We start from the raw sequence: 13,477 nt of genomic DNA, 5'->3' as shown, positions 1-13,477 counted from the left end.
TGTTTATTTTTTCATTAAAAATCATCAACTTACCCAACAAAACTTAGCAATTAGTGGGTCTTTTACTCATCTTTTGTAAGTAATGTGCGAATTGCGATGATTAATCAATCTCTGTTGTTATTACGCAGGCAACGCAGATTGCCTACAAAAACTAATAACAATTTTTAATCATTTCAAATGACGGAGAAAGCATGGCCCTAGACGAATTGAAGAGCGGCGTAAGCGCCGTACCGGTAGCTGGCGAAATCCTTGCCGGCGCATTGGACACCTTTGCTGGCGCATTGCCAGCCGCCCCCGAACTACCTGGCATGGACGCCATTCCCGGTTTGGACGCATTGCCCATTCCAACCGACGGCCTGCCTGGCCTGGACTCACTGACAGGCTTGCTTGACGGTGGTCTGCCCACACCCCCAGCCGGCATCCCCGGCTTGGACTCAATTCCAGGCCTGGACTCAATTCCCGGTTTGGACGCCATTCCCGGCGTGGATATGCTGCCAGCCAGCCCAGACGCAATCACAGACCTGCTGGCCGGCGGCCTGCCAGAAGCACCAGCAACTCCCGGCCTGGATGCCATTCCTGGTTTGGACGCGCTACCAGTACCAACCGATGGAGCCCCCAGCCTGGACACGTTGACTGATTTGCTGGCTGGCGGTTTGCCAGACGCACCTTCCCTACCCGGTGCACCAGCCTTGCCTGGCCTTGACGCAATTCCTGGTCTGGACGCATTGCCCATTCCAACCGACGGCCTGCCTGGCCTGGACTCCTTGACCGACCTGCTCGGTGGTGGCTTGCCCAGCTTGCCAGGTGGTGACACCGGTGGTGGCCTACCTTCCAGCCCGGTCAGTTTTGAAGATGGCACACTGACATTGGCCCTGCCAGAAGGCCTGCCAATTTCGGCATCCGCCAGCATCAGCGGCTTGGAAGTTCCCGAAGCAGGTTTGCCCCTGCCCGCCTGATTCAGTGGTTTTGGCCAGCCTTCGGGCTGGCTTTTTATTGCCGTCCTTCTTTTAATTCCAGCGCCCTGTTGTACACAGTATTCTTGGCGAATCCCGTGGCCTTCACCACCACCGCCACCGCAGTTTTCAAAGGCAATTCGGCCATCAACAGTTTCAGCCAGGTGTCCAAATCTGCACTGGCCTGAGCAATTTCAGCCGCCTGACCAGAAACCGGGCTTGCCCCGATTACCCACGCCCACTCACCACGCTCGGCATTCGAGTCTTGCCGCACCTGTTCAAACACCGACTCACCGCTGCCGCGGTAAAAGGTTTCAAATTGCTTGGTCAACTCACGGCCAGCGCACATATCGCGCCCACCCATGTCCAAGCCTTCAAGATCATCCACCAATTGGAGCACGCGGTGGGGTGCTTCAAAAATAATCTGTGGTTCGGGGCAAGCCAGCCATTGTTTCAAATCATCCAGCCGGCTCTTGCCTTTTGCGGGCAAGAAGCCACGAAAGGTAAAGTGGCCATCCACAAGCCCGCTGGCAGCAATTACTGCCAACACGCTGCTAGCGCCCGGCACCGGCACCACCGTAAAACCGGCCTCGGCCACACAGCGAACCACCACCGCACCGGGATCCGACACAGCCGGGGTGCCTGCATCGCTCACCAAAGCCACCGATTCGCCCCGCTGCAAACAGGCCAAAACGCCCTGTGCGCTCTCGCGTTCATTGTGGGCGTGGTGAGCCATCAGCGGCTTGCGGATCCCCAGGGAATCCAGCATGCGAGCCGTGTTGCGGGTGTCTTCAGCTGCAATGCGATCCACCTGCTCCAATACGGCGCGGGCCCGAAGGCTTAAATCACCCATATTGCCGATGGGGGTTGCCACCACATAGAGGGAAGGTTCACGCCCCGTTCCTGAACTCGCGTCAGAATTCACAGCATCCTTCACCCCATTTTCTTCACCGGCATTCTGCATGGCGTTCAAATCCAAATCCAAAGTTCCTGAATTGTCCGGCATTCCATGGGCTGGGCGCAAATGCCGATCACCAAAAGCCAAAATTCCATGGCTTGCAGTCAAAGAAAAACCTGAAGCGATCAAAACCGCACCGCCCACGCGCAAACTTGCCTTGCTCGAGGCAGGGCAACTGGCGGAAACCCAGGCACTCCGCATGCTGGAACAAAGCGGATTAACGCTGGTAAGCAGAAACCACCGATGCCGATGCGGCGAAATCGATTTGATCATGGCGCAAGACCACACCGCTGTCATTGTCGAGGTTCGCCTTCGCAGCAACAACAGCCATGGCAGCGCTCTAGAGAGTATTTCCACCCACAAACAGGCGCGAATCTCCCGCTGCGCAAAGTTGTGGTGGGTTCAGCAGGGTCAACGCAAGTTCACGCACCTGCGTTTTGATGTGGTCGCACTGGAAAACGGCGACGAACCCAAATGGGTTCAAAATGCGTGGCAAATCAGCAACTAAACCCGAAGCAAACCGGTATGCCATGCAAATCGCCTGCAACGGGGTCACCTATAATAGAAGGCTCGAGATAACTGCCAGAAGGCCTGCCGCCATGGACTTGATCACACGCATTACCCAACAATTTGACGAAAGCATTGCCGCAAAACAAGCCGCCACCGAAGAACTGGTCGGGCCAATTTCCGAGGCAGTCGAGCTGATGGTGAATGCACTCACCAACGGCGGCAAGGTACTGGCCTGTGGCAATGGTGGTTCCGCGGGCGACTGTCAGCACTTCGCGGCCGAACTGGTGGGCCGTTTTGAGCGTGAACGCCCAGGTTTGGCAGCGATTGCCCTGACCACCGACTCCTCGGCACTGACTGCAATCGGCAACGATTACAGTTTCAATGAAATTTTCTCGAAACAGGTTGCTGCCATTGGCCAGCCTGGTGATGTGTTGCTGGCCATTTCGACCAGCGGCAATTCGAAAAACGTTCAGTTGGCCATTGAGGCCGCCCACGCCCGCGACATGACCATTGTTGCACTCACCGGCAAAGGCGGCGGTCAAATGGTGCAGCAGTTGAAGCAAGGCGATGTGCATGTGTGCGTGCCACACAACCGCACCGCCCGAATTCAGGAAATACATTTGTTGGCGATCCATTGGATTTGCGATGGCATCGACCTGAGTCTACTTGGAGAAGAAGAAAATGAGTCGTAACACCCGGTTTTTTACCCGCACACGTTCTTCCGCCATTAGCGCCGTATTGGTGGCCTCACTGGCAGCACCCCTGTTGGGCGGTTGCTTCGCGGGCGCCGTCGCAGGCATTACCGCTGGCTCGCTGGCAGCAGCAGACCGCCGCACCGTGGGCACACAGGTCGAGGATCGCACCCTTCAGGTAAAAGCTGAAAGCGCCATCCGTGAAAGTTTTGGTGAAAATGTGCATGTGAATGCGACAGTGTACAACCGCCAAATTCTGCTGACTGGTGAAGCCCCCGATGAAACCACAGTGCGCAACATAGAAGCCCGCGTTGCCACCTTGCCCAACATTCGCTTGATCGTAAACGACATCCGGGTTGGCTTCAAAAGCTCATTGTCCGCGCGCTCCAACGATGTGTTCATTACTGGCAAGGTCAAGGCGTCTTTGCTCGACGCCCAAGACATCTTCGCCAACTCCTTCAAAGTCACCACTGAAGCAGGCGTGGTGTACCTGATGGGTCTGGTCACCGAGCGTGAGGCCAATCGCGCCGCATCCATCGCCGCTGGTGTTCCCGGCGTGGTGAAAGTGGTCAAAGTGCTCGAATTGATTTCCGAGGCTGAACTTTCTCGCTTGTCTGCCACTCCAAACAACGGAAATGCACCCGTGGAAAACGGTCCGCGTTAATCAGCAACCCTGAAAAAACGAGCAATGTTCAAGAAAATTCTTTCTCTGCTATCAACCCTTGCAGTGGTCAGCGTGCTGGCCGCCTGTGGGGGCGACAACGCGCCGCAGGTCAGTTACGTGACCATCGAAGGCAAAACCATTGCCCCTGCTGATTACCAGGGCCAGGTCATGCTGGTGAATTTTTGGGCGACCAGCTGCACCACTTGTGTGAAAGAAATGCCGGACATTGTTGACACCTACAACAAATACAAAGACCAAGGCTTCAAAACAATTGCCGTGGCGATGAGCTATGACCGCCCCGACTATGTGGTGAATTTCGCAGAAACGCGCAAGTTGCCATTTGATGTTGCACTCGACGTGAACGGCAAGATTGCCAAGGCTTTTCACGACGTAAAAATTACGCCCACCACCTATGTGATCAACCGCAAGGGCCAAATTATCAAGACCTATGTGGGCGAACCTGATTTCGCGGCCTTGCATGCATTAATTGAAAAATCACTGGCCGAAAAAGTTTAACCGGCCCACCTATTCCTCACCCCATTTAAAGTCATCCATCACGCGGCGGTCTCTTTTCGTGGGCCGCGCCTTGATTTCCAGTGCAGGGTCTTTTATCAACTTGCGGTTCGCCGCGCGCTCAGCGCGCTTTTTGGCACTGTCCATGGTTTCCTCGTAAAGACCTTGGGCAATGGTGGCACTGCCCCGCTTGTCGCCCAAGCCTTTCACCACCAGCACCATGTCGTCCCAACCCACCGGCACGGTGAGCACGTCACCCACCTGCACGCCATAAGCCGGCTTTACACGCTCATCGTTGCATTTCACCTTGCCACCCTCCACCACCTCGGTGGCCAGCGAACGGGTTTTGAAAAAACGGGCAGCCCACAACCATTTGTCGATTCGCACCTTGGCACCCGGCGCTGAAAAGTCGGTTTTGCCATTGGGCGTTTTTGCGGGTTCAGGGCTTCTGTTTTTACTGCGACTCAAAGTAACTCCATCGAAATTATGCCCGGCGACGTCATTGGTCAAGAAATTATGCCCTTAATTCGCCCCGTTCTTGGCCAAATACCAGCCAGTGTGAGTGGGGCGAAGTGCCATTTCGATAACAAAGCTGGGCTGCAAGGTACCCCCCACCGCCGTACCGGTACTCAAGGTGAACACAGTTGGATCAAACGACTCCACTTTCAGATTTTTGAAGTGATTCAACATGTGGGCGTCTTTCAGGCTGGCCTCGAACCGGGCAGACACGGCATCTTCCTGCCCAAACGGTTTGTTCTGAATGTAATCCACTGTCTTTTCAACCCAGAGCCGGCCAAAGCACAAAGCCTCGTTGTCACCTTGCGGCCCTTGCCTGAAGTGCACGCCTTCCAGCTTCTTCAGGCCACTTGAGGGCATGATCACCCAACGGCCATCGCGGGTTTGAAAAATATCCAGCAAACCCGACAAATCCCAAGCCTTCACCTCACGGGCCACCGCACTGTTGGCTGGCACCTGGTCACGTGCATACTGCTCAATCGCTTCCGGACTGGGCAAACGGGCGCACAAGGCACCATGGCTCAATATAAAGGTTTCAGCCCTTGCACCCTTGAGCAAATTGTCTTCATTCAAATTGGTACGCGGGTTACAAGCCACCAACAAACCCGCCAGCAAGGCCAGGGTAATCCAGTTAAAAACAGGGCGGATCATTTTAAGGTTCCTTTTTCACTTGCTACCATTGTGAACTTTTGTGCCGCAGGTGAAACCTCAAAAAAAGCGGGAAAGGCCCACCTATTTGCGCGCATGCCCCAAAGCACGGGGCGGGGAATAACCCAGTTGCCGCGCCCGCGCCTCGGCCTGAGCAGCCAACAGGGGCTGCGCCACTTCACGGTAATACAGGGCCAACTCGTAGCTGGCAATGCCATTGCCCAACCCACCGGCGTACTGTAACCAACCCAGGTAACGCAATTGCGCCTGCCCGCTACCCAACCCGCGGTACAAGCGGGCAATTCGGGCAGCCGCGTCTTTGTCGCCACGCGCAGCCCGGTTCAAATCTGCATTGCTGTCCGCTTGTTGCGAGGTGGGCAAAGGCTCAGGCAACACAAAACTGGTTTTGAACAGTTTCACCTCTTTGTGGCGCAACACGGTGAGCGCCTGCAACGCACCCACCTGATAAACCAGGACAGATCGGGCCTGAATACTGTCCGGGTAAGTTTCCAGAAAAGACTTGCACAGCCGCAGCAGATCGACAGGCCACTGTGTGGATTGAATGGCCTGCCAAGCGGCGGCCTCTTCGGGCAACATGCGCGGTGCCACTGGCTCACCGGATACCGCAGAAGCCACCATTAATGGAACTTGCACGCGGGCATTGTCGGCAATAAACGGTTTTTGAGCCAAACGCCGAATTGCGGCAAGCGGATGCTTCAGCATGGTGGTTTCTACTTCCTCTTTCACCATTCGAAACAAGTCATTGAATGTAATATGCCCTGCCGACTCGCGAAGCAACTTCACCAAAGCTGCCGTGTAAAACGTGTTCTGGTCCGCACTGGCCGGCGACACCGCAGGCTTGCCTGCGCCTGTTGAAAAACACACCAGGCTGCCTACAGAGGCCTCAACCTGATTCAAACCCTCGCCATCGCCCAGTGCGTTGCGCAGATCAGTTCTGCAAGCATCGATCACAGTGATGTTCAATGCCTCGGGCTTGGGTGGCAAAGCGGCCAGCAATTTTTGTTGCAACACCAATGAGCGCGCCAGCAAATCACGGCGCGGTGCGGTGGGGTTGGCCCCTGAACCCAGCAGCAAATTGTTGGAATCCACCTGCAAACCGTGGCCTGCGTAATAAAACAAAGTAACCGCGTCCGCAGGCGCTTGCGCCACCCGTTTCACAAACTCGTTCACTGTAATTTGCAGGCTGTTTTCATCCAGGTTCATGGCCTGAGTGACATCAAACCCCCGATAAGCCAAAGCCTCGCCAAGGTCCATCACATTTTTGTGAATGGGTGGCAAATCATGCGGAACCGGGTAGTCACCATTGCCGATCAACAAAGCAAGCCGGTGTGTGTAAGGCGCAGCGGGGGTTGCAGCCTGTGCTGATTGCCACCGAACAACAAATGGCGCAGCCGACAACACACCCGCCAAACCCAACAAGGTTTGCAGTGCGCTTCGCCGCCCCGGTGAATGTTTCAAATTATTCGTAGTGATAAATGAATTCCTGGCCATCTGTACTGATACTCAATGTGGTCACCGGTTTGCCCTGCAAAGTGGCCTGCAACAACTGGCGGCTCACCGTGGGCAGCAAGGTGTTGCTTAAAATAGTGCCCACCATGCGCCCGCCCGAATCAGCCTCGTTACAGCGCATCACAATGCGATCGATGACCGAGTCATCAATATGAACAGCCATTCGGTGCGTACTGGCAATGCGTTGCTGGATTCGGTTCAACTGCAAGCGAACAATGTCGGCGAGTATCGCGCTGGAAAGCGGGTAATACGGCACCACGTCGAGTCGCCCTAGCAAAGCCGGTGGAAACACTTGCAACATGGGTGCCCGCAAAGCCTGAACGAGTTCCTCAGGCGCGGGCATTTTTTCGGTGCTCAGACCCGCTTTGCAAAGTGCCATTAATTCCCGGGTTCCCACATTGGTGGTCAGCAAGATCAGCGTATTGCGAAAATCAATTCGACGCCCTTCTCCGTCTTCCATCCAGCCTTTGTCAAACACCTGAAAAAACTGTTCATGGACATCGGGGTGGGCTTTCTCGACTTCATCCAGCAACACCACGCTATAAGGTTTGCGGCGCACAGCCTCGGTCAACACGCCGCCTTCCCCATACCCCACATAACCGGGTGGTGCACCTTTCAGTGAAGACACAGTGTGTGCTTCCTGATATTCGCTCATGTTGATGGTGATTACGTTGTGCTCCCCACCATACAAATTCTCGGCCAGTGCCAATGCGGTTTCAGTTTTTCCCACACCCGATGTGCCCGCCAACATGAACACGCCCACTGGTTTGTTGGGATCATCGAGGCCGGCGCGATTCGTTTGAATACGGCGTGCAATGGTGTCCAGCGCATGGGGCTGACCTACAATTCGTGCGCCCAAACCGTGGGCCAGGTTCAATACATTTTCAATTTCGTTGCGCACCATGCGGCCCACGGGAATACCAGTCCAGTCTGCCACCACACCGGCCACACACTGCGCATCCACCTGCGGGTGAATCATCGGCTTCTCGCCCTGCAAGGTTTTGATTTCGTATTCGAGCAATTTCAACTTCGCAAGCGTGGCCTGCGTGGGCTCGGCGTTTAAGTCACTGGCCTTTTCCATTTCAAGGCGCAAGTTTTGGAGCGCAGTCAAAATCTGTTTTTCATTGGCCCATTGCGCCTTCAATTGCTCAAGTTCAATGGCCAGCGTTGTCTGGTTCGCCTCAATTTCAGCCAGCCGAATGGAATGCTCTTGTCCAAAAACCGATTCCTTGTTGATGGCTGCGCGTTCAATCTGCAAGGCCTGTAATTTATTCTGAATCAACTCAATGGGTGCAGGTATGGCATGCTGCGAAACAGCCACCCGTGCGCAGGCGGTGTCAAGAAGACTGATCGCCTTGTCCGGCAATTGCCTTGCAGGAATGTAGCGATGCGACAACCTGACGGCGGCCTGCACTGCTTCATCCAGCAGAAAAACGCCGTGGTGAGCCTGCATGGCTTGAGCCAGCCCGCGCAGCATGTCAATGCCCTTGGCCTCGGAGGGTTCTTCGACTTGCACCACCTGAAAACGACGAGTGAGCGCCGGGTCTTTCTCGATGTACTTTTTGTACTCCGCCCAGGTGGTCGCACCAATGGTTCTTAATGTGCCGCGCGCCAACGCGGGTTTGAGCAAATTGGCAGCGTCGCCTGTTCCCTGATTACCGCCCGCCCCCACCAGTGTGTGCACTTCATCAATAAACAAAATGGTGCTTTGCTCGCTGGCCTGTATTTCGTCAATCACTTGGCGAAGTCGCTGCTCAAACTCGCCTTTCATGGATGCGCCTGCCTGCAACAAACCCAAGTCGAGGGTCAACACGCGCACCCCTTGCAAGGCAGGTGGAACCTCACCGGCCACCACTTGCAGGGCAAACCCTTCCACCACCGCTGTTTTACCCACACCAGCTTCCCCGGTAATCAGCGGATTGTTTTGCCGTCGGCGAAGAAGAATGTCAATGATTTGCCGCACTTCGAGTTCGCGCCCACACACCGGGTCAATTTCACCATTGCGCGCCTTCCCGGTGAGGTCAACGGTGTAACGGGCCAAGGCCTCTTCGCCGCCAAGCTGGGCGGCATGCATGGCCCCGCTGGCTTCGCCGGGTACTGCACCCTGCGGCAAGTCGACATTCAACAGTGCCTGCTCGGCAGAATGCTCAACAAGGTGTGCAAAGTTTTCGCTGAGTGCAGCCTCTGGAATTTCTTTGAAGCGGGGTGAAATTCTCAGCAATTCCGGCAACAAAAAATCGGTTTTCAACAAAGCAAGCAGCACATGGCCGGTGCGCACCTTCTGTGCCCCATACAGAAGCGATGCGTACACCCAGGCCCGTTCCACTGCATTGGTAATTGATTCCGAGAGATCGGAAATACCTTGTGCACCGCCGGGCTGGCGCTCGAGGGCACGCTGAACATCGGCCAGTACCATGCCAACGTCCAACTCAAAATGACGAAGAATGTGGTGCCAGTCGCTGTCATCCTGATGAAGAATTTGAGCCACCCAATGCGTCAGTTGAACGTACGGATTGCCGCGAAGTTTGCAAAGCACTGTTGCACCTTCAACCGATTTGAAGGCGATGGGATTTAGTTTGGCAAACAGCGACACACGGCTGATGTTGCTCATGTAGAACTCCGGAACAAGGAAGAATGAGAGGGAACTGCAGGGCACTTCACGCGAACGGTTGCCGGTTGCTGTTTGCGCAGGTGGATCTGCATTTGACCAAGCCATGCGGTGCGGCCTAGTTGTGCCCCGCCGTTCAGGCGAGCGCGTGGAATTTGGTCTGGATTCACTTGAAGCTCGAACTCACAATCGAACTCCAGCCCCAGGTAAGCATGGCTTGCCTGTATAAGGCGCATGCGGCCTTCGGTGGCTGGCAGCCATTGCGTGTAAGCGCTATACGCCATCGGGCCTATATCAATTTTGATCTTGCTTTGGGCACACCTTACCTTGCTGCCCAACATGGCCCCGCGCCCAAGCGCCAAGGCACCCGCCTGCACAGGCAGTTGCAGCCACTGCGCTTGAAACGGAACAATGCGCACAGGCAAACCAGTCAAGGCATACAAGCTGCGGGCCAAACCTTCCTGGGTTTTGGTGCGCCGGGTAAAATGCCCCGCCAACCCTGCACGGAAATGGGTGGGCAAAGCCTCCCGGCCCCAGCTGCTTGACACGCCATGCCCAAGTAAACAGTTGAGGTGCTGCGCAAAAGGATTGAAAATACTTCGGTGATACGCAATGTGCGGCTGCGACTCAGCCCACGCCCTGTAAAAAAGCAGATAGGCCCGGTGGTGAAAAATATCCAGAAACTCGGAGAACGTGGGGTCATTGCACTGATGAATACGTGTGTACGCATGCTCTGTGAAATGCAGGGGCAAAGCGCCGTTGGGGCCCAGTAAACCAAAGTTTTGAACAAACAGCTTCCGCACTGCCCCCAAGCGCCCGGCCTGAATGGTTTCCTCTCGCTTGAAGTCTTGCGTGGCAAAATCAAGGAAAGGGCGCTGGCCCAGACGCACGGGGTCGTCGCGCAGGCGCAATGATTTTCCCAGCAGCGGTTTGCCACAATTGGCATGCTCAATTTGCCGCAACAAGGCAAAGAAATTGGGCGCTGGAGGAATGGGCGTGTTCATGCGCTGAAGCCAGACTACAGCAAAGGCCGGTTGCCCGACCTGGCAGGAAAATCAAACATTGCCCCTGTGCTTTGTAAACGCACCCGGGTTTGTACAAATGAATTCACCGACACATGGGCTGCAAGGTAGAAGGCCAGCACGCTGCCCAATACCAAGACCCCACTGCCCTGCAGGGCGAGTTCATCGAGTGTCAGCGTGACTTGCAGGCCACGCACCACTGCCGGCCTTCCCTGACGGACAACACGCGATACCGTTGGCTGCGATTCAACCGCCACAATGGCGCGGGCGATGTGCTGGTGAGCTTGCTGCGCTGGGTCAGCATGCAAGGCCAGCAACTGGGTCAACGCCAGTGCCTCCTGATCAACCAGGCCAAGGTAATTCAAAGACAGGTGCTCAATTAATTGCCAGCAACTTTGCCCGCCGTACATGGCTGTTTTCGGTCGACTGGGGCCACGTGAAAATCGAATGGACTGCACCGGCAAATTGCCAGGCCAAACCAGATCAGTTGGGCCTTGCCCAACCGGCATCAACAGTGGTAAATCACGATTGGTGCACAAAGCCTGTACGGCAAGCTGGTCAAGGCCATGTGTTTGGACCAGTTCTCCGGTGGGCAAGGTGAGGCCCAGGTACACATCGCTGCCTGAGTAAGAGGAACGACCGCCCTCCCGCACCTGTTTCTCAGACAGCAAGGTAGGCGCACGCCGATGCATATATCGGGGTGAATCGCGGTGAGCAAGCGCGGCACTGCACAAATTGGCGTACAGGGGCGGCACTTCCTGCACCTTGTTGTGTCCGTACCCTTGCACACTCAATACCGAGTGCACTTCAAAGTCGTGAGGTTTGCTTCGATTGGGCTGTACATGCACTTCATGCACACGTTCGTCGAGCAGCACCCTGTCACAACTTTGCTCGAACAGATTGACCACAGGCGTGCAGTTCAAGGCCAGTGAATCGACATCGACTGCCCGGTCAAGCTCGGTATTCACATTGTTAAAGCAGAAGGTCAGCTCGAAGGTTGACTGTTCGCACGTGGCCAAAAAACGGCTTAAACCCTGAACCCGAAAAAACAGGAAACGGGCTGGAAAAGCAAAAAACTCCTGCAGCAAACGCATGCCGCTGAACTGGTTTGAATCTGCAGGCAACAAGGCTTGAGACTCATCAAAGCCCATTGCTTTGATACAGGTGGCAGGCAGCCACTGCCAATTACTTTGCGCAGGCGTGCGTAGACCAACCGACACGGTTTGATAGCACAGCCTTTCAAACAAGGTGTACGCATATTCATCGCCACAACTGACATGAAAGTCGAGTTCGTCCAAAGGCAAACCGGAAAGTGCGGATTGTGTGCAATGCGTCAGGGTGACCTGCAATGCCGACCGTGTATGCACGCCGCCTGCCATTTTCGGCGCGGGCCCTTTCAAAGGGCCATGTTCAATTGCCTTGACCACCAAAGGCCACAAGGTGACCGTATGGCCAACCCTGAATTTGCAGGGTGTTTGAATGCCTTTGGCCACCTGGCTTTGCAACACCGTACCCGCTTTAAGTTCAATGCCTTTCTTCAAGGCAATATCACCGTGGTTTGGTGTGAGCTGAACCACACCCATGGCAGGCACCGGCGCGAGAAAATTGGGGCTGATGCGGTTTAACAATTGCTCGGTGAAGCGCGGAAATTCTTCGTTCAACCGAAGTTGTACTCGGGCGGTCAGGAATGCAAACCCCTCAAGCAGCCTTTCTACATACGGGTCTTGAACCTCGGTCGAATCCATCGCAAGGCGCGAGGCGATTTTTGGAAAGCGCGCAGCAAACTCGGCCCCTGTGTCGCGCACATGGGCAAGTTCCTGGGTATAAAACTGAAGTAAGCGCGGATCCATAGTGCGTTGATACTCGCTGTTCAAAAACCGGACAGCGGCAATAACAAAACCTTGCCGGTTTCAAGGTCAACCTCGGTGCGAAGCATTAACTCAATGGGATAAGGCTGAGCCCACAACAAACCTGAAATTCGCAAACCAATGACATTGTGCAAATGCATTAAACCTTGTTGGGTTTCTGCGGTGACTTTTAAGGAATGACCGTCAATTCGAGGTTCGAATCGCCGGATGAGATTGGCCACGGTGTGTTCGAAATCTCTCACGTCGATCATGGACGCGATTTTCCCGGCAACCGGGGGCATGCCATAGGCCAGCACCGATTCATTCAATCGCGAATGGTGTGCAAGGCTTTCACTGTCGAGTACACGAGTGGCATTCAATAACTGCTCAAGATCCCGCAGCACAAGCTGGCGCAGTGCTTCTTTGGTAATGAATCGACTGTTGGCGGACTCCGTTTCACTTGTGGGTTCGTCGTCCTGAAGACGATCCAGCAAAGCGGGCTGCAATGCGTCTCGGGACTTACTCATACACGTCAATGTAAGTGCAGGCACCTGCTTTTAAATTGGCTGCGGACTTGGGGGTATACAACACCTCGATTTCCTTGAAGGCGATCGAGAATGACTCGCTGACCTGGCGACCATCGCTTGAACTGCCTGCAATTTCATAATCGCAAATACGTGCTTTGCGCAAGGTAATGCGCAAGTAGTCAATGGTTGCAAGACCACCGGGATCGCGACAAGTGAGCACCACTTTGCTTAGCAATTCTGCGGACTTCAAAGCGCTCATGATTGCCGTGGTGGAACTGTCAATCGACTTTTGTATGTTCAATGTTCGCACCGAGGCTTTGGATGCCAGTTGCGACGACGAATGGACTTGTTGGGACATGCCCCAAGACCAAGCTGAAATTTCTATTTCACCCACATGACCACTGACCTGGCTTTCCCCCTGGACAGCCCCTTGGCGGGAACCGTCCAGGGCCAGGAACATATCGACTTTCGACATTGTGTTTCCTGGCT

At 54.9% G+C, this 13,477-nt stretch carries 14 protein-coding genes; 5 read left to right on the top strand and 9 right to left on the bottom strand.

Annotated elements, in window-relative coordinates:
• Nucleotides 1–191 precede the first annotated feature (191 nt).
• Nucleotides 192–956, top strand: a complete 765-nt coding sequence (locus P0D43_RS04105) for a hypothetical protein (RefSeq protein ID WP_394673310.1) — start codon at nucleotides 192–194, stop codon at nucleotides 954–956.
• Between the two features lie 34 nt (nucleotides 957–990).
• Here the strand turns inward: P0D43_RS04105 and rsmI are convergent, their stop codons facing one another.
• Entirely contained in the window at nucleotides 991–1,917 is a 927-nt protein-coding gene (gene rsmI, locus P0D43_RS04100; RefSeq protein ID WP_394673701.1) for a 16S rRNA (cytidine(1402)-2'-O)-methyltransferase, read from the bottom strand.
• On the opposite strand from rsmI, the gene P0D43_RS04095 reads away from it, so the two are divergent.
• The 4 genes from P0D43_RS04095 to P0D43_RS04080 all read left to right on the top strand — a co-directional run bounded on the left by P0D43_RS04095 (nucleotide 1,916) and on the right by P0D43_RS04080 (nucleotide 4,293).
• The gene (locus P0D43_RS04095) at nucleotides 1,916–2,419 is read left to right on the top strand and encodes a YraN family protein (protein WP_394673309.1); all 504 of its coding nucleotides are present in this window, start codon (nucleotides 1,916–1,918) and stop codon (nucleotides 2,417–2,419) included. The two genes, rsmI and P0D43_RS04095, sit on opposite strands and share 2 nt — an antisense overlap.
• 91 nt (nucleotides 2,420–2,510) lie before the next feature.
• On the top strand, nucleotides 2,511–3,113 hold the full coding sequence (locus tag P0D43_RS04090) for a phosphoheptose isomerase (protein ID WP_394673308.1): 603 nt from the start codon (nucleotides 2,511–2,513) through the stop codon (nucleotides 3,111–3,113).
• A complete protein-coding gene (locus P0D43_RS04085; protein ID WP_341237136.1) occupies nucleotides 3,103–3,777 on the top strand; it encodes a BON domain-containing protein in 675 nt (224 codons plus the stop codon). Before P0D43_RS04090 ends, P0D43_RS04085 begins: the two co-directional genes overlap by 11 nt.
• Nucleotides 3,778–3,801: 24 nt before the next feature.
• Nucleotides 3,802–4,293 carry a peroxiredoxin gene (locus P0D43_RS04080; RefSeq protein WP_159567973.1) on the top strand — a complete coding sequence of 164 codons (492 nt, stop codon included), beginning with the start codon at nucleotides 3,802–3,804 and terminating at the stop codon, nucleotides 4,291–4,293.
• A 9-nt stretch (nucleotides 4,294–4,302) separates the two neighbouring features.
• On the opposite strand, the gene P0D43_RS04075 is transcribed toward P0D43_RS04080, so the two are convergent.
• The 8 genes from P0D43_RS04075 to P0D43_RS04040 all read right to left on the bottom strand — a co-directional run bounded on the left by P0D43_RS04075 (nucleotide 4,303) and on the right by P0D43_RS04040 (nucleotide 13,463).
• Nucleotides 4,303–4,758, bottom strand: coding sequence for an RNA-binding S4 domain-containing protein (locus tag P0D43_RS04075; RefSeq protein ID WP_159567972.1), 456 nt, complete (start codon nucleotides 4,756–4,758; stop codon nucleotides 4,303–4,305).
• 54 nt (nucleotides 4,759–4,812) lie between these two features.
• A complete protein-coding gene (locus P0D43_RS04070) occupies nucleotides 4,813–5,457 on the bottom strand; it encodes a hypothetical protein (RefSeq protein ID WP_394673307.1) in 645 nt (214 codons plus the stop codon).
• 81 nt (nucleotides 5,458–5,538) lie between these two features.
• The gene (locus P0D43_RS04065) at nucleotides 5,539–6,933 is read right to left on the bottom strand and encodes a caspase domain-containing protein (protein WP_394673306.1); all 1,395 of its coding nucleotides are present in this window, start codon (nucleotides 6,931–6,933) and stop codon (nucleotides 5,539–5,541) included.
• Between the two features lies 1 nt (nucleotide 6,934).
• Nucleotides 6,935–9,595, bottom strand: coding sequence for a type VI secretion system ATPase TssH (gene tssH / locus P0D43_RS04060; RefSeq protein ID WP_394673305.1), 2,661 nt, complete (start codon nucleotides 9,593–9,595; stop codon nucleotides 6,935–6,937).
• Nucleotides 9,592–10,596, bottom strand: coding sequence for a type VI secretion system baseplate subunit TssG (gene tssG, locus P0D43_RS04055; protein ID WP_341237139.1), 1,005 nt, complete (start codon nucleotides 10,594–10,596; stop codon nucleotides 9,592–9,594). Before tssG ends, tssH begins: the two co-directional genes overlap by 4 nt.
• A 14-nt stretch (nucleotides 10,597–10,610) precedes the next feature.
• The gene (tssF, locus tag P0D43_RS04050) at nucleotides 10,611–12,464 is read right to left on the bottom strand and encodes a type VI secretion system baseplate subunit TssF (protein WP_394673304.1); all 1,854 of its coding nucleotides are present in this window, start codon (nucleotides 12,462–12,464) and stop codon (nucleotides 10,611–10,613) included.
• A 20-nt stretch (nucleotides 12,465–12,484) separates the two neighbouring features.
• Nucleotides 12,485–12,988, bottom strand: coding sequence for a type VI secretion system baseplate subunit TssE (tssE, locus tag P0D43_RS04045; protein WP_201301380.1), 504 nt, complete (start codon nucleotides 12,986–12,988; stop codon nucleotides 12,485–12,487).
• Entirely contained in the window at nucleotides 12,981–13,463 is a 483-nt protein-coding gene (locus P0D43_RS04040) for an Hcp family type VI secretion system effector (protein ID WP_394673303.1), read from the bottom strand. The genes tssE and P0D43_RS04040 overlap by 8 nt, the downstream gene beginning before the upstream one ends.
• Nucleotides 13,464–13,477: the final 14 nt, after the last annotated feature.

The sequence above is a fragment of the Limnobacter sp. genome (assembly GCF_043511195.1).
Classification (GTDB): Bacteria; Pseudomonadota; Gammaproteobacteria; order Burkholderiales; family Burkholderiaceae_B; genus Limnobacter.
The sequence above is the reverse complement of the archived record's forward strand: the minus strand, read 5'-3'. Positions and strand labels throughout refer to the sequence as shown.